Origin of the sequence: Arthrobacter sp. CAL618 (assembly GCF_000468215.1) — a bacterium.
Classification (GTDB): domain Bacteria; phylum Actinomycetota; class Actinomycetes; order Actinomycetales; family Micrococcaceae; genus Arthrobacter_D.
Map to the genome: position 1 here is coordinate 1 of NZ_ASZW01000234.1, position 18022 is coordinate 18022.

Here is an 18022-nt window from a genome sequence, read left to right on the forward strand (position 1 = left end):
CCTAGTGGAAGGTCTTCCCATTGACCCGCTCGGACGCGCCCACCCGATCCAGGTACGGTGTGATGCCGCCCTGGTGGAACGGCCAGCCGGCGCCCAGGATGACGCACAGGTCAATGTCCTCGGGTGCGGCAACAACTCCCTCATCGAGCATCCGGCCAATCTCGTCGGCGAGGGCATCCTGGGTTCGGCGGAGCACCTCCGCGCTGTCCGACGGCGAATCGCCCCGGGTCATCAGGGCCAGGGTCGACTCGGGCACGGTCTCGGCGCCGTCGTCGCCCTTCACCCACAGACCCTTGATTCCGGCGTCAATGAGTTTCTGCTGGTTGGCGGAAACATGGAAACGGTCACCAAACGCGGTGTTCAGCGACTCCTGCACGTGCTGGCCGACCGGCAGGCCCACGAGCGCGAGCAGCCGGAACGGCGTCATCGGGTGGCCCATGGGGCGCAGCGCATTGTCAGCTGTCGCCGCGTCTGTGCCCTCATCGAAGACCGCAGTGATCTCGCCAAACATCCGGCCGAGGATGCGGTTGACCACAAACGCCGGAGCATCCTGCACCAGCACCGCCGACTTTTTCAGCTCCTTGGCCAGCGCAAAAGCTGTCGCCAGCACGGCGTCATCCGTGTGCGGTGCTTTGACGATTTCCAGCAATGGCATGGCAGCGACCGGGTTGAAGAAGTGGAAACCCACCACACGTTCCGGGTGGGCGAGGTCAGCTGCCATCTCGGTGACCGACAGTGACGAGGTATTGGTCGCGAGAATACACTCGGCAGAGACCACCGCTTCAACCTCGGCGAACACTGTCTTCTTGACCGCCATCTCTTCGAAGACCGCTTCGATCACAAAATCGGCGTCAGCGAACGCCTCCTTCGAGACCGAACCCGAGACCAGGGCCTTGGTCCGGTTCGCCGCATCGGGGGACAGCCGCTTCTTCGACAGCAGCTTGTCTACTTCTGCGTGGACATAGGCCACACCCTTGTCGACGCGCTGCTGGTCGATGTCGGTGAGGACCACCGGCACCTTCAGCTGCCGGGCGAACAGCAGGGCGAGTTGCCCGGCCATCAGACCAGCACCGACGACGCCGACCTTGGTCACCTTCCGAGCCAGCTTGCGGTCGGNCCGGACGTTTGGCGCGCTTCTGCACCAGATCCAGGAACGCGTAGACGGTCGCATGGAACTCGGGAGTCTGCATGAGGTAGGTCAGGGCCTCGCACTCGGCGGCGGCCGACTCTTCGCGGGTCAGGGTCTTCCCAGCCTCAAAGAGGTCCAGCACCTTCCCCGGCGCCGGTGCGGCGTTCGAGGTCCTGGCGGCCACGAAGGCCCGCCCGGCGGNCGTCCCAGTCGGCGTCGGTGTAGGCGGCGTGCTTGGCCCGGCTTGCTGCAACTGCCGAGGGGTCCTTCAGGACGCCCGCGGCCCAGGCGAGGGACTGCTCAAGGAAATCGGCAGGCTCAAGCAGGACATCGGCAATGCCCAGGCCATAGGCCGCACGCCCGTCGAGCATCCGGTTGTTGCTGAGGGGGTTCTCGATCATGACCTTTATCGCCGCAGCAGGACCAATCAGGCGTGGCAGCCGGTAGACCCCGCCCCACCCCGGAACCAGGCCAATAAATGCCTCCGGCAGGCCAATGCCGTTGGCTCCGGTGGAGATGGTGCGGTAATCGGCCGCAAGGGCAACCTCCAGGCCGCCGCCGAGCGCCACGCCGTTGATGAAGGCGAAGCTGGGCACGCCGAGACTGCCCAGCAGGTTGTAGGCTTCGTGTCCGAGCTCGGCCATCAGGGCGCCGTACTGTGCGGCCTTGAGTGACTTGACCGTCGACAGGTCAGCGCCCGCCACCAGGAAATAGGGCTTGCCGGTGATCCCGACGGCGGCCAGCTCACCGGCGGCGGCCCGGAGTTTCAGGCCCTCAAGTACCCGACCCAGTTCGATCAGGGTGTTCGGGCCGAGGGTGGTCGGCTTGGTGTGGTCCAACCCGTTGTCCAGGGTGATCAACGCGAGGGTTCCCGCGCCCTGGGGGAGGGCAATGTCCTGCACGTAGGAGTGGGTGATTACCTCGTCCGGAACCAGGGCTGCGAGTTCTTCATAACGGTCAAAGCTCATGCTGCGTCCTCTGCTGTGTTCGACGAGTAGTCAGGGTGGTGGGGGTTCTCCCAGATCACTGTGGCGCCCATGCCGAGGCCAATGCACATGGTGGTCATGCCGTACCGCACCGCTGGGTCTTCCTCGAACTGCCGGGCAAGTTGCAGCATCAGCCGCACTCCGGAGGACGCCAGGGGGTGCCCGACGGCGATGGCGCCGCCATAGCGGTTCACGCGGGGGTCGTCGTCGGCAATGCCGAAGTGATCGAGGAACGAAAGCACCTGCACGGCAAATGCCTCGTTGATTTCAAACAGGCCGATGTCGTCAATGGACAGGCCCGCCTGCCGCAGTGCCTTCTCGGTCGCCGGAACCGGTCCAATGCCCATCACCTCAGGCTCAACGCCGGCGAAGGCGTACGCCACCAGGCGCATCTTCGCGGGCAGGCCCAGCTCGGCGGCGGCATCCGAGGATGCGAGCAACGCGGCGGTGGCGCCGTCGTTCAACCCGGCGGCGTTTCCTGCAGTGACCCGACCGTGCGCACGGAACGGGGTGCGAAGCGCAGCCAGGTCCTCGGTGGTGGTTTCGGGGCGGGGCGGCTCGTCGACAGAATTGAGCGTCCAGCCTGCCCCTTCCTTTCGGGAAGCGACGGACACCAGATCGGGCTGGATCTGGCCGCTGGCATAGGCGGCGGCGAGCTTCTTCTGGCTGCCTACTGCGTACGCGTCGGTTCGTTCCTTGGTGATGGCGGGGAAGCGATCATGCAGGTTTTCTGCCGTGTTTCCCATGTTCAGCGCCGCGGGGTCAACCAGCCGTTCGGACATGAACCGCGGGTTGGGGTCGGTGTCCGCGCCCATTGGGTGGTTGCCCATGTGCTCCACGCCCCCGGCGATCACCACGTCGTACGCACCGAAAGCGATACCCGAGGCGGTCGTCGTCACGGCTGTCATCGCACCGGCGCACATCCGGTCAATCGCGAAGCCGGGGACGGACCGGGGGAGTCCCGCCAGCAGGGCAGCGGTGCGACCAATGGTCAGGCCCTGGTCACCGGTTTGGGTGGTGGCGGCGATGGCGACGTCGTCGATTCGCTCAGGGGGCAGGGTCGGGTTGCGGCGCATCAGGTCGCGAATGCACTTCACCACCAGATCATCGGCACGGACGCCCGCGTAGATGCCCTTCTCACCGGCTTTGCCGAACGGTGTCCTGACACCGTCGACGAATACGACATCCTTGATCCGGCGACCTGAGCCGGACTGCGCTGGCACTGTAGTGGTGCTCACCTATTGCTCCTCATTGAGTCTTTGTTCGATCCGAGATAGTGATTCGACCCTATGTTACTTGTGAGTAACTTAGCCTGCAAGGATTGCCCGGCTGAAGTGTCGAACAGTGAGGTGCTACCGGGTTGAGTCTGCGGTCCTCGGTGCTTTCTCGGGCAGCGGATCGGGGTCCAGAAACGCGACCGTGAGCACCGCAGCTATTTTTTCGATCTGCCACGGACGCGCGCCAAGCTCGGCCAGCGCGGCGCTGATCGACTCGAGCGTGATCTCGGCCGGCGGACGCCAGGCCACCCGGCGCAGGTAGTCGGGAGTCAGCAGGTTCTCGATGGGTAGATTTGAGGATTCCGCTATTGCTGCCAGCCGGGGACGCGCAGTCGCCAGGCGCGCAGCGGCCTCGGGATCCTTGTCCGCCCAGACCCGCGGCGGTGGGGGCGCGTTGGTGGGCACCTGGAGATCCGGGAGATCATCCGATGACCGTCCGTCGCTGATGCAACGCAACCACCTGGGCGCCTCCCGTGACGCCGCTCGGCCATGGAAGCCGCTGGTGCCCAGAAGCTGCGGGACTGTTGTCGGCATGGCCTTGGCCGCGGCCAGGATTGCCGAATCAGGGATCAGACGGCCCGGGGCAATGTCCCGGTTCCTGGCGAGGTCCTCGCGTTCCAGCCAGAGCTGGCGAACCACTGCCAGTTGGCGCCGGTCGCGGATCTGGTGCAGGCCCGACGTCCTGCGCCATGGATCGACGCGCGGCTCGGCGGGTGGGGTGTTGCGGATGTGCTCGAATTCCTGCTCGGCAAGGTCGAGTTTGCCGTCGCGGGTCAACAGGGCAATAAGTTCGCCGCGTAGCTCGGTCAGCACCTCAACGTCGAGGGCGGCGTAGCGAAGCCACGGTTCGGGCAGCGGGCGGCGCGACCAGTCAGCGGCTGAGTGCTCCTTGGCAAGGGTGTATCCGAGGAGACTCTCGATGACCGCCGCCAGGCCCACGCGGGGCATCCCCGCGAGGCGGGCAGCGAGTTCGGTGTCGAAGAGCCGGTCGGGCCACATCCCAAGTTCCGACAGGCAGGGCAGATCCTGGGACGCCGCGTGCAGGATCCATTCGACTCCCTCAAGTGCCTCATCAATGATGCGGAGGTCGGTGAATGGCTCGGGGTCGATCAGCCAGGTGCCGGCTCCTTCGCGCCGGATCTGCACGAGGAAAGCGCGTTGCCCGTACCGGAATCCGGATGCGCGCTCCGCGTCGACGCCGGCCGGGCCGGTGCCCTGAGCCAGCGTCCGGGCTGCACGTTCCAGACCCGCCTGGGTGTTGATGACCAGGGGGACGCCGTCTTTGGGTTCGTTGAGGAGGGGGAGCGGTTCGATGACGTCCTCAACCGGTGCGTCATCACCTGGAGTGCGATCGTCAGGGTGCTGCGAAATCTGCGAGGTCATGATGATCCAGTCTAGCCGCGCGGTTCGGAGTGGTGAGCCAGCACGACGGCGGGGTGCGGCTGGGTCACGGCGGGCTAGTTTCGGCGACGGTTCGGCAGGGAGGTGACGCCGTCGGGCAGCGGTGGTAGACCGGCGAAGGTGCACACCATATCCGCCCAGGCCTCCAGATGGTTCCGCACCATCGACGAGTCAGGGGTCCAGGACGCACGTAGTTCAATATCGATACTGTCGGGTCGGTCGGTCAGCGTGCCGTAGCTTTCGGAGAGGATCCGGGTGGCTGTTCCCCCAGCGGAGCCGTAGTCGGCGCCGTGGTTCTGGAGGGCTTCCACCAGCCACGTCCAGGCGACTGATCCCAGCAGGGAGTCGTTGCCCATCTCGGGTTCGAGTTGTGCCCTGATGTAGGTGACAATCCGGAAAGTGCCATCCCACAGGTCGGACCCATTGGGGTCATGCAGGAGAATGAAGCGTCCGGTGGCTAATTCTTCCGGCTCACTGCCGGCGGAAGCGGCCATTGCCGGGCCGTGCACCGGCATCCGGTGCGGGCCAGCCTGGAATACTTCAGCGCCGAGGGCCACAGCAAAGGGTGCCAGCCGCGAGGGCGCCGGAATTTCGTCCAGTCGAATCTCGCCGCGGCACTTCGCCTGGCGGAGTTCGGTCAGTGCTGACTGGAACTCGCGGGGCAGGGGGGTCAGATCGCCAATTGCGCTCACTCAGGAAGGCTATGGCACACCGACCCCCGTGCCGGGCAGGCTCGCCGGTGCGGCCGGCGAGATTGTTCTAGGCCCGGGGAGCCCCGATCTGGTGTGGGCTGGCGGCCGTTTCCCGGCGGATCGCTTCGGCGAAGGCGTCGACGTCGTCGGCTGTGGTGTCGAAGGAGCACATCCAGCGCACTTCCCCGGTGGCGGTGTCCCAGTCATAGAACTTGAACTGCTCACGGACCCGGTCCGCGGCGTCCCGGGGGAGGACGGCGAAGACGGCGTTCGCGGTGGTCTGCTGGGTGAGCTGCACCCCGGGAATCTCCTGGACCAGCGCGGTCAGGCGTGCCGCCATGGCATTGGAATGGGCTGCCGAACGAAGCCACAGCCCATCCTCAAGGAGGGCGATGAGCTGCGCCGAGATGAAGCGCATCTTGGACGCGAGCTGCATGTTCATTTTGCGCAGGTAGGTGAGGCCGGTGGCCGCGTCAGGGTTCAGCACCACGACGCACTCACCAAAGATCAGGCCGTTCTTGGTACCGCCGAAGGACAGGATGTCGACTCCCGCGTCCCTCGTGAAGGCGCGCAGCGGCAGGTTGAGGGCCGCTGCGGCGTTGGCGATCCGTGCGCCGTCCAGGTGCAGATGCATGCCGCGGGCGTGCACGTGGTCCGCGATCGCCCTGATCTCTTCAACCGTGTAGAGCGTCCCCAACTCGGTGGTTTGCGTGATGGAGACGGCCAGCGGCTGGGCCCGGTGCTCGTCGCCCCAGCCCCAGGCTTCCAGATCGATGAGTTCCGGGGTGAGTTTGCCGTCCGGGGTGGGAACGGTGAGGAGTTTGATTCCGGCAATGCGTTCGGGCGCCCCGTTCTCGTCCTTGTTGATGTGGGCCGTTTCAGCGCAGATCACGGCGCCCCACCGTGGCAGCAGAGACTGCAGGCTCAGGACGTTTGCTCCGGTCCCGTTGAAGACCGGGAACGCTTCGGTGCCGGCGCCGAAGTGCTCCTGCATCAGTTCCTGCAGGCGTTGCGTGTAGACGTCCTCGCCGTAGGCCGTTTGATGGCCGCCGTTTGCGGCAGCCAAGGCCGCGAGGATTTCCGGATGTACTCCCGAGTAATTGTCGGACGCGAAGCCGCGAACGTCGGGGTTGTGCAGGGAGGCAGGGGGCGCAATTGTTTCAGTCACCTATCAATTATCACCTAGGCGGTGGGTCATCCTCAGCGTTTCAGCCTGACTCTTCCCCTGACTTTTCCCCTGACGCCTCTCCCGACGCCGGAACCAGGCCCGAGGTTGCGCTGGGGTGAACGATTCACCACCGCCAGCTGAACGCCTGTTGAACGGGGCATGAAACGGTATTACGCTTTTGTGGGCCCGGGAATGGGTTGGTGACACGGATGGTCATCGGACATCCAGGCATCCGAAAGGCAGGGGGTGCCATGTTTGGTCGTATTCTTCAGGTGACCCGCCGGGCCGGCGTCGTGGTCGGACACCTTGTGGTCCACCTTCTGATCGGAGTGGGGCTTGCCCTCCTCATGGCTGCCGCCATCATCCGCCTCTACTGGGGCGAGATTTCGGTCAACCAGATGTTCCTGAATATCGTCGCCGTGGAAGCCGATGGTGGTGGCGGGTCCATCGTCTGGATCAGCATCCTAGGCATTGCTGTGGTGCCCCTGCTGGTTACGGTGGGGATCGCGCTCTGGCTGTTTTTCCGGCGCCGTAAGCGCCGCCGTGATGGCGACCTTCGGCGGCCGCCTCGCGTGCAGTGGATCATGCGCGCCGTTTCTGTCGCCCTGGTGGCCGCAGTCGTCATCGGCGGGACCACCGCTTTTGCCGCCACGGTAGGCGTTCGGGACTACCTTGAGGCGGCCAACTCCGGGTACGACGTCGGCGACTTCTATGTGGAACCGACCATCACCGACGACACGGACAAACGCAACCTGGTACTGATCTATCTCGAGTCCGGGGAGGCCACGCTCGAGGACGACCAGCTCTTCGGGAAGGATGTCTTCGCTCCGCTCAAGGCGGCCACGAAGGCGTCGGATGGCTGGCAAAGCGTCGAGAACCTGAAGCAGTACGAGGGGGGCGGCTGGACCATGTCCGGGATCACCGCGACGCAGTGCGGGATCCCGCTCAAGGGTATCGGCTCCACCTCGGGCGGCGGCGCCTACAACGCGCTCGGCGGTAACGTCCAGACGTACCTCGAAGGGGTGACTTGCCTGGGCGATGTGCTCGCTGAGCACGGCTATACGAACGTATTTCTTGGCGGCGCTAATGCCTCGTTTGCGGCGAAAGACGTCTTCCTGGGCGGGCACGGCTACTCCGAGGTGAAGGACCTGCCGGACTGGCGTGCCGCGGGTGAGCCGGAGAAGGCCTTCCGCAGTGACTGGGGTCTGAGCGATGAACGCCTGTTGGCCCACGCGAAAGACGAGGTCGACGACCTGCACGCCGAGGCGGAGAGGACTGGTCAGCCATTTAACCTCTCGATGCTGACCCTGGATTCGCATGAGCCGGTGCACATTTATGACTACTGCACCGTGGATACGCAGAGCGAGGTAACCGCCGCGTTTTCCTGTTCCATGACGCAGGTGGCCGGATTCGTGGACCACATGAGGCAGCAGGGTTATCTCGAGGACACTGCCGTAGTGATTATGGGTGACCACCTGAAGCAAATAGGTGGCGGCCATGCGTTCCAGGCGGAATTGACGGACCACAATAACCGCACCATCTTCAACCGGATCTGGGTGCCGGGCGAGGACGGTAACAGTGACCTGCGCCCCCGCGTGGACCAGTTGAGCATGTACCCGACGATCCTGGAAGCTGCCGGCCTGACGCTGGCGGGTCAGGAGGCAGGGTTGGGTGTTTCAGCGTTCGCCTCGCGTGTCCCGGCCGGTTCAGCGCAGGCGCTGCAGCCCAGTCATTACGCGGACCTGGTGAGCTCACTTTCCCCGCGGTTTTACGCGAAGGCCTGGGGCGGCGAGGACGCCGCCGCGCAGTAGCGTTTGCCCTAACTGGGCAGGGTGATGCGTTGGCCGTTCACCGATTGCGCCTCGGCGGCGTAAAGACCAACCACTGCTGCGGCCAGATCATCGACATGGGTGTACCCGGGGAATCTGCGTTCCGGATGCGCGGCCCGCAGTGCGTCGTCGACGAGGGCTTTCACCACGAGGATGGTGGCAGCTGATGTCTGACCGGCGCCCGGGGTGGTGCTGTCGCCGGCGGCGTCCTGATCCCGCCGGAATCCGTCGGCCACCGCTCGGGTCCAGGCTTCCGCGGCTGACTTGAGAGCCGCATAGGAGGCGGCTGCCGCCGTCGGGCTGTCCACGGCCGTGGAGGACACGATGGCCACCCGCCCCCTGGACGATGCGAGGAGTGGGGGGTAGAAGGCACGAGTGGTGTTCCGCAAGGTGGTGAGCACGCTGGTGTGGAGCAGCTCGTAGTCATCATCCGTCTGCCCGGTGATTCCGTTGCCGCCGCGCCAGCCGCCCACCAGATGAATCAGGCCGTCCAGTGACTCATAGTCGGCAGTGAGCGCATGGCATAACTCAGTGACAGCCTGGGCATCGGCCAGGTCGCAGACCCGGCGGTCGACGTCGTCGAGCTGGCCCAGCGCCTGCTCAAGCCGGCCGGCGTGGGATCCGACAGCTACCACCGCGGCACCCTGCTGGCGGAGCAGGGTGGCGCACGCGATCCCCGAAGCGCCGGCGGCGCCGGCCACCACCACCGTCAGTCCGTCGAGTGCTGGCAACGCGTTGCTCATTCAGCGGCCCCGGTGATACCGGCGGTGGACTCGATGACCGGTTTCATTTTGCGGTCCAATGCCTCAAAGAACATCGACAGCGGGAATTCGTCGTCGAGGACGGCATCGGTCAATCCACGAGGTGGTCCGGTCAGTTCGAGGGCGTCCGGGCCCTTGGCCCAGACCGACGCCGGGTGGGGTGTCACGGTTTCGGTGACCAGCTGGTAGGCGGCAAGCCAGTGGGCGGTCTTCGGCCGGTCAATGGACCGCCAGTAGAGCTGCTCAATTTTCTCGCCGAGGGCGATGACGACGTCGGGAACCTCCGCCCAGTCGATGCTCAGGCGGCTGTCGGTCCAGTGGAGCACGTGGTGCTGGTGCATCCACGCGAACAGGAGTTGACCGCCCAGACCGTCGTAGTTGCGGACCCTGCTGCCGGTGATGGAAAAGCGGAAGATCCGGTCAAAGATGACTGCGTACTGCACCAGTCGTGCATGACGGCGGGTCTCGTCGGGAGCCGATTCGTCGAGGGCGATCCTCACTGATTCGCGGAACGCCGTCAGGTCGCACCGGAGTTCCTCCAGGGAGTACAGGAAGTAAGGCATGCGTTGTTTGATCATAAACGGGTCAAACGGGAGGTCGCCGCGCATGTGGGTGCGGTCATGGATGAGGTCCCACATGACGAAGGTCTGCTCGGCCAGCTGTTGGTCTCCCACGAGCTCGCTGGCTTCAGCAGGCAGTTCCAGCTTGGTGATCTCCGCCGCGGCGGTGACCACCCGGCGGAAGCGTGCCGCCTCGCGGTCGGCGAAAATGGCGCCCCAGGTGAACTGCGGTGTGGTGCTGACGGCGACGGTCTCCGGGAAGAGGACTGCCGAGTTGGTGTCGTATCCGGCGGTGAAGTCGAGGAAGCGGATGGGGACGAAGAGCTTGTTGGAGTAGTCACCGGCTTCGAGCTCGGCGATGAACTCGGGCCAGAGCACTTCAATGAGCACTGCTTCGACCAGCCGGTTGGTGCTGCCGTTCTGCGTGTACATGGGGAACACCACCAGGTGCCTGAGGCCGTCGACCCGATGCTCCTGCGGTTGGAACTGCAGCAACGAGCTCAGGAAATCGGGCACTCCGAAGTCCGAGGACTGCCAGGTCTGGAAGTCCTCCACGAGGGCCGTGAGGTAGCCGGCGTCGTGGGGGAAAGACGGAGCCAGGGTCCTGATCGCCTCGACAATAGCGTCGACCAGTTCGGACGCCAACGCATGGTTCGAGGTTTCCGGGACGGATCCGTCCTTGACCTGGAGTGGTTGAAGAGCCGAAGCGGCGGCTTTGAGCTGATGCCAGGCGGGTGAACGCTCAGGGGCTCCGGCAGGTGAGGCGAGGCTGGTGTAAATGGTCGTCGAAGTCATGGAAGCGAGCGTAGCAACTGAAAAGGTTTACTTACTCAAAAAACCCTTGAGCATAAGCAACTCTTATTTTTGACTGGGTTGCACTGGTGGGGAGGCCCAGACATGCTGGACCTCCCCGCGGTTCTGCTAGGACTGTTCGAGCAGCTTCATGGACACCGAGTTGATGCAGAAGCGCTGGTCGGTGGGGGTGCCATAACCCTCACCCTCAAACAGGTGGCCGAGGTGCGAGTCGCAGTTGGCACACCGGACCTCGGTGCGCTGCATCCCCATGGAATTATCGTGCAGGTAGCGGACCGTGTTCTCGGCGAGGGGCGCCCAGAAGGATGGCCAACCGCAATGTGAATCAAATTTTTCGTTGCTGGTGAAGAGTTCGTGCCCGCAGGCGCGGCACTGGTAAACACCCTTGGTGTTGGTGTCGTAGTACTCGCCGGTATAAGGCCGCTCAGTACCAGCCTGACGAAGGACCCGGTACTCCTCACTGGTTAGCTCGGAGCGCCATTCGTCGTCGGTCTTCTGGACAGGGACATCGCTGGGTTCTGTTGTGCTCATGATTCCTTCAACGCCTAAGAACCGCCGATAAATCCCGAACCGGAATAGAGGTGCAGGACAGGCACACCCAGTCGGTCCTGGGCCTGATTCGCCCAGTCGGTGTGGAGGGTATCGGCGACGGCGTGGGGTCGGGTGATGACAACCGCTTGCTGTGCGCCATGCTGGCTGACGGCGTCGACCATTGCCTCGACAGCGTTGCCGGTGGCAATAATCCCGTGGGCGGTGAGACCGTGGGCCTCGGCCACCCGCAGCGACGCTTCGAGAGCCGCCTCGGCGCTCCCACGTGATTTCTGGGCCGATGGCTGCCCCTGGGACAATTCGCGGAACGCGTCGGCGAACTCCAGCAAGCTCAGGTGATGGAAGAACTCGGCCATCACATTCTTGTGCCGGTCATCGGGGATCAACACCAGCAGTGTGGCCTGTTCCTCACCCACCAGGGTCAACAGGTTCTTCGCGTCGCCGTCGTTGAGGCTTTCTTCGGTTAGTACCACTATCGTCTCGGACATGAGCCAAGACTAGTGCTCCAACGCGTGGCGCCCTAGTGCACGGAGACAGCAGCTCTCACGACACCCCGCTCCCGTGTGCCGCCGATCCTCCGGTCCACAGGCAAGAATGGGGGTATGCGTAAACTTTCCGCCACGGTGCCGGAGCAGTCCACCACCGCCCCCTGGGTCAAATGGACCATGCTCGGGGTGGGGATTGGTGGTGCCGTCGGCTCAACAATTGCGGCCGGCACCTCCGGTCTCGCTGCGCATTTCGCGCGTCAGGTAGTGACCCCAGCCCGGGTCAGGGACGAAAACCTCGACATCCTGGCGGTGATCGGCACCGGGGGTAGCCAGCAGGTCATTCTCCCCGCGAATGACGACACCACCGTCGAAGGGACCTACAGTCTCTACTTCGACGGTGGAGCAGGACATGCCCGGATTGGGGCGATCCTGTCCTACGTTCCCCGTGAAGGGACTGTGCAACGCGAGGTGGAGGCGGTGTACTCCGGGCATCTGGCCAGCGCGACGCGGGGCTGGTGGAGCGGCGCGGTCTTCCCGTCGCCGTCGGCGGTTGGCTTCGCTGATGAAGAGGTGGACATCCCGGTTGACGGGGGAGTAGCTCCGGCCTGGCTGATCCGCGCCGAGGAAGCCTCGAAGGATTGGGCGGTCATGGTCCACGGCAGGGGAGTGCAGCGGACCGAAGGACTGCGGGCGGTGCGTCTGGCCAGGTCATTGGGCATGACCAGTTTGTTGACCTCTTACCGGAACGACGGCGAAGCCCCGCACGCAGCCGATGGCAGGTACGGACTCGGGATGACCGAGTGGCGTGACGTTGAGGCGGCGATCGACTACGCGGTGGCACACGGTGCCGAGGGCGTGGTGCTTTTTGGGTGGTCGATGGGTGGCGCCATCTGCCTGCAGACCGCCGACCTCTCGGGTCATCGTCAGCGGATCAAGGCGCTGGTACTTGACGGTCCGGTGGTCAACTGGATTGAGGTGCTGGCGTATCACGCCCAGCTCAACCGCATCCCCGCACCGATTGGCCGGCTTGGCCAGTGGCTGCTGACCAACCGGGCCGGCCGGAAAGCCACAGGCCTCGCGGCACCGCTTGATCTGAAGAGCCTCGACTGGGTGTCACGGGCCGAGCAGCTGACCATTCCCACACTCATCATCCACAGCGAGGACGATGAGTTCGTGCCGGTGGGTGCTTCGGCTGAACTTGCGGAACGCAACCCTGCGTTTGTCACCTTCGAGCGGTTCCACCGGGCCCGCCATACCAAGGAATGGAATGTGGACCCGATGAAATGGGAGCAGACGGTGGCCAATTGGCTTGCCCCCGTACTCCACGGCCGCGCCCGCCCGGGCGTCCGGAACGGGCAAGCCGGTTAGCTGGTTTGCCCGGCCCTGACGGTGCGTTTGATCCGCCCCAGCATGGCCGTCATCCCGCGCATCCGCAGCGGCGTGATGGCCCGGGTGAGTCCCAGCCGGTCCGGAACGTCGTCCGGCACGGCGAGGATGTCGGCCGAGGAGAGCCCATCGAGACCTTCCAGCAGCACCCCGGCGAACCCGCGGGTTGTCGGAGCCTCAGGCGGGGCCGAGAAGTACAGGCGCACGATCTGCTCCGGGCTGTCGTCGATGTCGACGCTGAGGAACAGGGGAGTCTGGCATTCGACCACCTGTTCCAGCAGTTCCGGATGCTCCTGAAGGTGCTGGGGAAGCTCGGGGAGACCCTGGGAGAATTCGAGCAGCAGCTGCAACCGGTCAGGTTCGTCGAGGGCCTGAAAGTCCTCGACAATCTCACTCAATTTGGTGGGAAGTTCAGTGGTCATGACGCCGGAACCTCGCCGCGCTCTTCACCCTTGACGATCGGGACGCGCACAGCGTTGCCCCACTCGGTCCACGAACCGTCGTAGTTGCGGACCTTGGTGAAGCCCAGCAGGTGGAACAGGACAAACCAGGTGTGGCTCGACCGTTCACCGATACGGCAGTAGGCGACGACGTCGTCGTCGTCCTTCAGGCCCACCTCATCCCGGTAGATTGCATCGAGTTCGGCCCGGCTTCTGAAGGTGCCATCCTCGGCGGCGGCGCGAGCCCACGGGACGGAAGCCGCGGTTGGGATATGACCGCCGCGAAGCGCGCCTTCCTCCGGGTACGCAGGCATGTGGGTCCGTGCGCCGGTGTACTCGTCCACGGAGCGGACATCGATCAGCGGTTTGCCCAGGTGACCGAGGACGTCGCTCAGATAGGCGCGGATCGGCGCGTCGTTGCGTTCCACCACCGGATAGTCGGCGGTCTGGGGCGCCGGCACCTCGGTGGTGGTGGGCCGGCCCTCGGCGAGCCACTTGTCGCGGCCGCCATCCAGCAGCCGGACATCCTCGTGCCCGAATAGGCTGAAAACCCAGAGCGCGTAGGCTGCCCACCAGTTGCTCTTGTCACCGTAGATGACGACTGTCGAATCCCTGGTGATTCCCTTGGCCGACATCAGCCGGGCGAAAGCGGCGCCGTCGACATAGTCGCGGGTCACCTCATCGTTCAGATCCGTGTGCCAGTCGACCTTGACCGCACCGGGGATATGGCCCGTGGAATACAGCAGAACATCTTCGTCAGACTCCACCACCACGACCGACGGGTTGTCGAGATTCTGGGCGAGCCAGTCCGCGGAGACGAGCCGTTCCGGGTGGGCATAGTGAGCGAACTTCTCATGGGGGTCTGCTGCGACTGACATCCGTTGGCCTTTCTCGTGACGTTCTTGTGGTCTCTACTAGCCTAACCACGCGTTCCCCCATTTATTTCCGATGCGTTCACCGCATGCCATAAATGGCGGGCCGTGGGGTCGTCGCAGGGCGCGGCGGCCAGCGAAAGTGCCGTATTCTTGCCACCGTGGCAACAATCGAGCAGCTCTCCCAGCGGACCCCCAAAGTTTCGGTCGACGAACTCCTGACCGGGTTCTATCCGTCCCCTCGATTCGGTGAGGTGTCCTTCGACAGTTACCGTCCGGACCCCGGGCAGCCGTCGCAGGCCGCGGCCGTCAAGGCGTTGTCCGAGTTCGCCGACATGGTGAATCAGCCGGAGCCGACAGGGTTGCGGAAGCTCTTCGGCGCGAAGAAGCCAGCGGCGCGGGCCGGAATCTACCTCGACGGCGGTTTTGGTGTTGGAAAGACCCACCTCCTCGCTTCCCTGTGGCATGCAACAGCCGGTAAAAAGGCCTTCGGCACCTTCGTCGAGTACACCAACCTGGTCGGTGCGCTGTCCTTCCGTCGGGCCGTCGACGCGCTGAGCGGTTACGCGCTGGTCTGCATTGACGAGTTTGAGCTCGACGATCCAGGCGACACGGTCCTGATGTCCCGCCTGATGCGTGAATTGGCGGATGCCGGGGTCAAGCTCGCGGCCACGTCCAACACCCTTCCCGGTTCGTTGGGGGATGGGCGTTTTGCGGCAGTGGATTTCCAGCGGGAGATCCAGGTCCTCGCCGACCAGTTCGACGTGCTCCGGATTGATGGCGAGGATTACCGTCACCGGGGCCTTCCCGAGGCACCCGTCCCCTTCAGCGAATCCGGCCTTCACGACCGGGTACGTGAGCTCAGGACCGGCCCGGACGGCATCCTCGCCGAGGATACGTTCAGCGATCTGGTGAAGCACCTGTCCGGAGTGCACCCCAGCCGGTACCGCCAGCTGATCGACGGCGTCGATTTCATTGCCTGGCACAATGTGACAACTATTTCGGAGCAGGCGGTAGCGCTCCGCTTCGTGGTCCTCGCGGACAGGATTTATGACAAGGACATTCCGGTGCTGGCTAGCGGCGTAGCCTTCGACCAGCTCTTCACCGAGGAAATGATGACCGGCGGCTACATGAAGAAGTATCATCGTGCGGTGTCACGCCTGACAGCCCTGGCACGCCAGGGCAGCGAAGCCTAGGGCAGTGAAACCTAGCCAGACCCCTGGCACGCAAAAAGTGCCGGTGCTGCCTCGCGGCAGGACCGGCACTTTCTTGTCGAGCAGTAGGTCTTATACGGCCGGGGGAGTCCCGGGGCCAGCTGGCCGGTTGGTGTCCCCGCGGTCGGTCTTATCGACCATTTCGGAGGCTTTGGACTGAACCTTGTCGATCTTGTCGGCGTACTTGCCTCCGGTCTTGCTGTCAACAAAGTTGCCAGCGTGACCGATGCCGTCCTTGATCTTGCCAGAGTTCTCGCCCACCAGCTCGGTCGCCTTTTCCTTCAGCATCCCGGCCTTGCCTTTGAGCCCGTCAAATACAGACACAGGCACCTCCTTTCGATCCGGGAACCTGTTGTTCCCTCTGCCAAATATCTTAGGCCGATGGAATGGCAGTTCCAAGGACGTAACCTGTGCAACACCTGGGTGTCCGCCCTCGGCGTATTTCCACCCAGTTCCCACCCAGATTGCCCCGGCACCGGGGGTGTGACACCCTTGACGAGCCAGATGGCACCCGGACGAGGTGCGCCGTACCCGGTCAGCGACAAGACGGCGTTTCAGGAGTGAGACTGTCATGGCATGGATTGTTCTAGTGATATCCGGCGTACTTGAAGCCGTCTGGGCTACGGCCCTGGGAAAGTCCGAGGGGTTCACCCGGCTGGTTCCCTCAATCGTTTTCGGTGTCGCGGTGACGCTGAGCATGGTCGGGTTGGCCTGGGCCATGCGCACACTGCCCGTCGGGACCGCCTATGCGGTGTGGGTGGGAATCGGCGCCTCGCTGACCGTGGCCTACGCGATGATTTTCGACGGCGAATCCGCGTCCGTCATCAAAGTGCTGCTGGTCCTCGGGATTGTGGCCTGCGTGGTGGGCCTGAAACTGCTGCACTGACCCCGGGGCCAAGCCCTGCACGGAGGCCCGCTACCGGCGGGCTGTCGCTGGGCGGAGGTGCTCAGGCCCAGTGAAACCGTCCACCGCGAGGGCATCGGGGTCGCATGCAGCCGAACCAGCAAGAAAAAACACCCCCAAACGAAGCTGGGGGTGTCCTGGGTGCTGCGTGGTGTGGAGCGGACGACGGGATTCGAACCCGCGACATCCACCTTGGCAAGGTGGTGCTCTAGCCAGCTGAGCTACGTCCGCGAAAAAGCGGTACCCGGTGAATTCCGAAGAAACCACGGGAACCGCTTTGAGTGGGCGATACTGGGATCGAACCAGTGACCTCTTCCGTGTCAGGGAAGCGCGCTACCGCTGCGCCAATCGCCCATCGAGATGGGTGCAAGCTTCTGTACTGGAGGTGGGGACGGGATTCGAACCCGCGTATACGGCTTTGCAGGCCGCTGCCTCGCCTCTCGGCCACCCCACCGTGCCTAGTAAACCAGGACTGCCGAAACGTACTTCAACAGCTACAGTGACTTGCGAGCGGACGACGGGATTCGAACCCGCGACATCCACCTTGGCAAGGTGGTGCTCTAGCCAGCTGAGCTACGTCCGCATGTTGAGTGATGATCCATAACCCTGTGAAAATCCTTGGATTTGCAGGGTTATTCGTCGTTTTCCAACGAGTAAAAACTCTATAGGAGGAAATGGGGTTCGTCCAATCCGCGTCCACCAGCGTCAGATTCGGGCCAAATGTAGATTGTCAGTATCCGATGTCAGACTGGAAGCATGACACAACCGCTGCTGGCTCACTCAACAGAGCACGGACGCATGTATTCCCGCTCCACCAGGGACCGCCCGATAGTCCCCTCGATCACCACAGTGATCTCGCAGGCTGCTGCGTCGCTGGACGGGTGGATCGGCTACATGGCTGCCAACGCCGTCGCCAATGATCCCCGCGTCCCCGCGGCACTGGGCAATCCGGCGCAGCTCCGGACCGTCGTGAAGGACGCATCCGTCGCTGCGGAGCGGTACCGCGATGAGGCAGCGGGCAGAGGCACCCGGGTGCACTACTACTGCGAACAGGTGGCGCTTCGTGAGCTGGAACAGGCGCACGACGTCGACGCCGCCCGGCTAGCCCTGGTGGAGAACGGCGAGGAAGCCTTCGCTGACCGGTTTGACGAATGGTGGACGCTCTACCAGGTCCGCCCGATCGCTGCTGAATTGACCGTCTGGAACGACGAGGTCGGCTACGCCGGGACACTTGACCTACTGGCCGAGATTGGGGGACGGCTGTGCCTGATCGACTTCAAGACCAAGAACACCGACCGTGACGGACAGGTCAAGCCGCTGGACGACAAAGTGGTGATGCAGCTGGTGGCCGGCATGAAAGCTCAGGAAAGCCTGGTCGACGGTGAGAAGGGGGTCTGGGAGCCGTGGAAGTATGACCACGAGCTGATCCTGTTGGGAGTCGCAATCGGTAAGACCGAGGTACGCGCCATGCGCGCCAACCCCGAGGTCCTGAAAGAGCACTGGTTCCGGTTCTGCGCCCTGCGCCGGTCCTGGGAGGCCGGGCTCGACGCCGC

General features: G+C 64.2%; 17 protein-coding genes, 4 tRNA genes, 1 pseudogene and 1 riboswitch. Of the genes and pseudogenes, 5 read left to right on the plus strand and 17 right to left on the minus strand.

Going from position 1 to position 18022, the window contains the following annotated elements; all coding sequences use genetic code 11:
- Position 1 precedes the first annotated feature (1 nt).
- The 6 genes and pseudogenes from K728_RS23310 to K728_RS0113960 all read right to left on the minus strand — a co-directional run.
- Positions 2-1330, minus strand: a pseudogene (locus tag K728_RS23310) (3-hydroxyacyl-CoA dehydrogenase family protein); the annotation flags it as partial.
- Positions 1255-2097, minus strand: coding sequence for an enoyl-CoA hydratase/isomerase family protein (locus tag K728_RS23315; RefSeq protein WP_443110990.1), 843 nt, complete (start codon positions 2095-2097; stop codon positions 1255-1257). The pseudogene K728_RS23310 and the gene K728_RS23315, both read right to left, overlap by 76 nt.
- On the minus strand, positions 2094-3353 hold the full coding sequence (locus K728_RS0113945; protein ID WP_019482850.1) for a thiolase family protein: 1260 nt from the start codon (positions 3351-3353) through the stop codon (positions 2094-2096). The genes K728_RS23315 and K728_RS0113945 overlap by 4 nt, the downstream gene beginning before the upstream one ends.
- A 114-nt stretch (positions 3354-3467) precedes the next feature.
- Positions 3468-4775: an HRDC domain-containing protein gene (locus K728_RS0113950; protein WP_019482849.1), complete on the minus strand. Its 1308-nt coding sequence runs from the start codon at positions 4773-4775 to the stop codon at positions 3468-3470.
- A gap of 74 nt (positions 4776-4849) precedes the next feature.
- A complete protein-coding gene (locus K728_RS0113955; RefSeq protein WP_084442900.1) occupies positions 4850-5485 on the minus strand; it encodes a DUF3000 domain-containing protein in 636 nt (211 codons plus the stop codon).
- 67 nt (positions 5486-5552) lie between these two features.
- On the minus strand, positions 5553-6653 hold the full coding sequence (locus tag K728_RS0113960) for a threonine aldolase family protein (RefSeq protein ID WP_024477081.1): 1101 nt from the start codon (positions 6651-6653) through the stop codon (positions 5553-5555).
- Positions 6654-6904: 251 nt separating this feature from the next.
- Here K728_RS0113960 and K728_RS0113965 point away from each other — a divergent pair, with 251 nt between their 5' ends.
- Entirely contained in the window at positions 6905-8464 is a 1560-nt protein-coding gene (locus tag K728_RS0113965; RefSeq protein ID WP_024477082.1) for an LTA synthase family protein, read from the plus strand.
- Positions 8465-8472: 8 nt separating this feature from the next.
- Here K728_RS0113965 and K728_RS0113970 read toward each other — a convergent pair whose 3' ends face one another.
- The 4 genes from K728_RS0113970 to K728_RS0113985 form a co-directional block, all read right to left on the minus strand.
- Entirely contained in the window at positions 8473-9225 is a 753-nt protein-coding gene (locus tag K728_RS0113970; RefSeq protein WP_024477083.1) for an SDR family oxidoreductase, read from the minus strand.
- Complete coding sequence (locus K728_RS0113975) at positions 9222-10598, minus strand: DUF6421 family protein (protein WP_024477084.1); 1377 nt, start codon at positions 10596-10598, stop codon at positions 9222-9224. Before K728_RS0113975 ends, K728_RS0113970 begins: the two co-directional genes overlap by 4 nt.
- A 126-nt stretch (positions 10599-10724) precedes the next feature.
- The gene (msrB, locus tag K728_RS0113980) at positions 10725-11147 is read right to left on the minus strand and encodes a peptide-methionine (R)-S-oxide reductase MsrB (protein WP_019482843.1); all 423 of its coding nucleotides are present in this window, start codon (positions 11145-11147) and stop codon (positions 10725-10727) included.
- 14 nt (positions 11148-11161) lie between these two features.
- Positions 11162-11653 (minus strand): hypothetical protein, encoded by a 492-nt coding sequence (locus K728_RS0113985; RefSeq protein ID WP_024477085.1) that lies wholly within the window; start codon positions 11651-11653, stop codon positions 11162-11164.
- A 114-nt stretch (positions 11654-11767) separates the two neighbouring features.
- Between K728_RS0113985 and K728_RS0113990 the strand changes: the two genes are divergently transcribed.
- Complete coding sequence (locus tag K728_RS0113990; protein ID WP_019482841.1) at positions 11768-13021, plus strand: alpha/beta fold hydrolase; 1254 nt, start codon at positions 11768-11770, stop codon at positions 13019-13021.
- Here K728_RS0113990 and K728_RS0113995 read toward each other — a convergent pair.
- The gene (locus K728_RS0113995) at positions 13018-13461 is read right to left on the minus strand and encodes a SufE family protein (protein WP_024477086.1); all 444 of its coding nucleotides are present in this window, start codon (positions 13459-13461) and stop codon (positions 13018-13020) included. The genes K728_RS0113990 and K728_RS0113995 overlap by 4 nt on opposite strands.
- Positions 13458-14357, minus strand: coding sequence for a sulfurtransferase (locus tag K728_RS0114000; RefSeq protein ID WP_024477087.1), 900 nt, complete (start codon positions 14355-14357; stop codon positions 13458-13460). The genes K728_RS0113995 and K728_RS0114000 overlap by 4 nt, the downstream gene beginning before the upstream one ends.
- Before the next feature lie 155 nt (positions 14358-14512).
- On the opposite strand from K728_RS0114000, the gene zapE reads away from it, so the two are divergent.
- Positions 14513-15547: a cell division protein ZapE gene (zapE, locus tag K728_RS0114005; protein WP_024477088.1), complete on the plus strand. Its 1035-nt coding sequence runs from the start codon at positions 14513-14515 to the stop codon at positions 15545-15547.
- Positions 15548-15637: 90 nt separating this feature from the next.
- Here the strand turns inward: zapE and K728_RS0114010 are convergent, their stop codons facing one another.
- Positions 15638-15889, minus strand: a complete 252-nt coding sequence (locus K728_RS0114010; protein WP_019482837.1) for an antitoxin — start codon at positions 15887-15889, stop codon at positions 15638-15640.
- Between the two features lie 170 nt (positions 15890-16059).
- Positions 16060-16121: riboswitch (guanidine-III (ykkC-III) riboswitch) on the plus strand.
- A 15-nt stretch (positions 16122-16136) separates the two neighbouring features.
- On the opposite strand from K728_RS0114010, the gene K728_RS0114015 reads away from it, so the two are divergent.
- Positions 16137-16451, plus strand: coding sequence for a DMT family transporter (locus tag K728_RS0114015; protein ID WP_024477089.1), 315 nt, complete (start codon positions 16137-16139; stop codon positions 16449-16451).
- Positions 16452-16623: 172 nt separating this feature from the next.
- Here K728_RS0114015 and K728_RS0114020 read toward each other — a convergent pair.
- The 4 genes from K728_RS0114020 to K728_RS0114035 all read right to left on the minus strand — a co-directional run bounded on the left by K728_RS0114020 (position 16624) and on the right by K728_RS0114035 (position 17052).
- Positions 16624-16700, minus strand: a tRNA-Gly gene (locus tag K728_RS0114020).
- 51 nt (positions 16701-16751) lie between these two features.
- Positions 16752-16823, minus strand: a tRNA-Val gene (locus K728_RS0114025).
- A gap of 26 nt (positions 16824-16849) precedes the next feature.
- A tRNA-Cys gene (locus K728_RS0114030) sits at positions 16850-16923 on the minus strand.
- Positions 16924-16978: 55 nt separating this feature from the next.
- Positions 16979-17052, minus strand: a tRNA-Gly gene (locus K728_RS0114035).
- A gap of 173 nt (positions 17053-17225) precedes the next feature.
- Here K728_RS0114035 and K728_RS0114040 point away from each other — a divergent pair.
- Positions 17226-18022 (plus strand): hypothetical protein (locus K728_RS0114040; RefSeq protein WP_024477090.1); only part of this gene is annotated, 797 nt, incomplete at its 3' end.

What these genes read in the sequence shown, in the direction of transcription:
- K728_RS0113970 (WP_024477083.1), bottom strand. Translation starts at nt 9,225, where the DNA reads ATGAGCAACGCGTTGCCAGCACTCGACGGACTGACGGTGGTGGTGGCC.
- K728_RS0113985 (WP_024477085.1), bottom strand. Translation starts at nt 11,653, where the DNA reads ATGTCCGAGACGATAGTGGTACTAACCGAAGAAAGCCTCAACGACGGC.
- K728_RS0113965 (WP_024477082.1), top strand. Translation starts at nt 6,905, where the DNA reads ATGTTTGGTCGTATTCTTCAGGTGACCCGCCGGGCCGGCGTCGTGGTC.
- K728_RS0113990 (WP_019482841.1), top strand. Translation starts at nt 11,768, where the DNA reads ATGCGTAAACTTTCCGCCACGGTGCCGGAGCAGTCCACCACCGCCCCC.
- K728_RS0113975 (WP_024477084.1), bottom strand. Translation starts at nt 10,598, where the DNA reads ATGACTTCGACGACCATTTACACCAGCCTCGCCTCACCTGCCGGAGCC.
- K728_RS0114015 (WP_024477089.1), top strand. Translation starts at nt 16,137, where the DNA reads ATGGCATGGATTGTTCTAGTGATATCCGGCGTACTTGAAGCCGTCTGG.
- msrB (WP_019482843.1), bottom strand. Translation starts at nt 11,147, where the DNA reads ATGAGCACAACAGAACCCAGCGATGTCCCTGTCCAGAAGACCGACGAC.
- K728_RS0114000 (WP_024477087.1), bottom strand. Translation starts at nt 14,357, where the DNA reads ATGTCAGTCGCAGCAGACCCCCATGAGAAGTTCGCTCACTATGCCCAC.
- K728_RS0113950 (WP_019482849.1), bottom strand. Translation starts at nt 4,775, where the DNA reads ATGACCTCGCAGATTTCGCAGCACCCTGACGATCGCACTCCAGGTGAT.
- K728_RS0113995 (WP_024477086.1), bottom strand. Translation starts at nt 13,461, where the DNA reads ATGACCACTGAACTTCCCACCAAATTGAGTGAGATTGTCGAGGACTTT.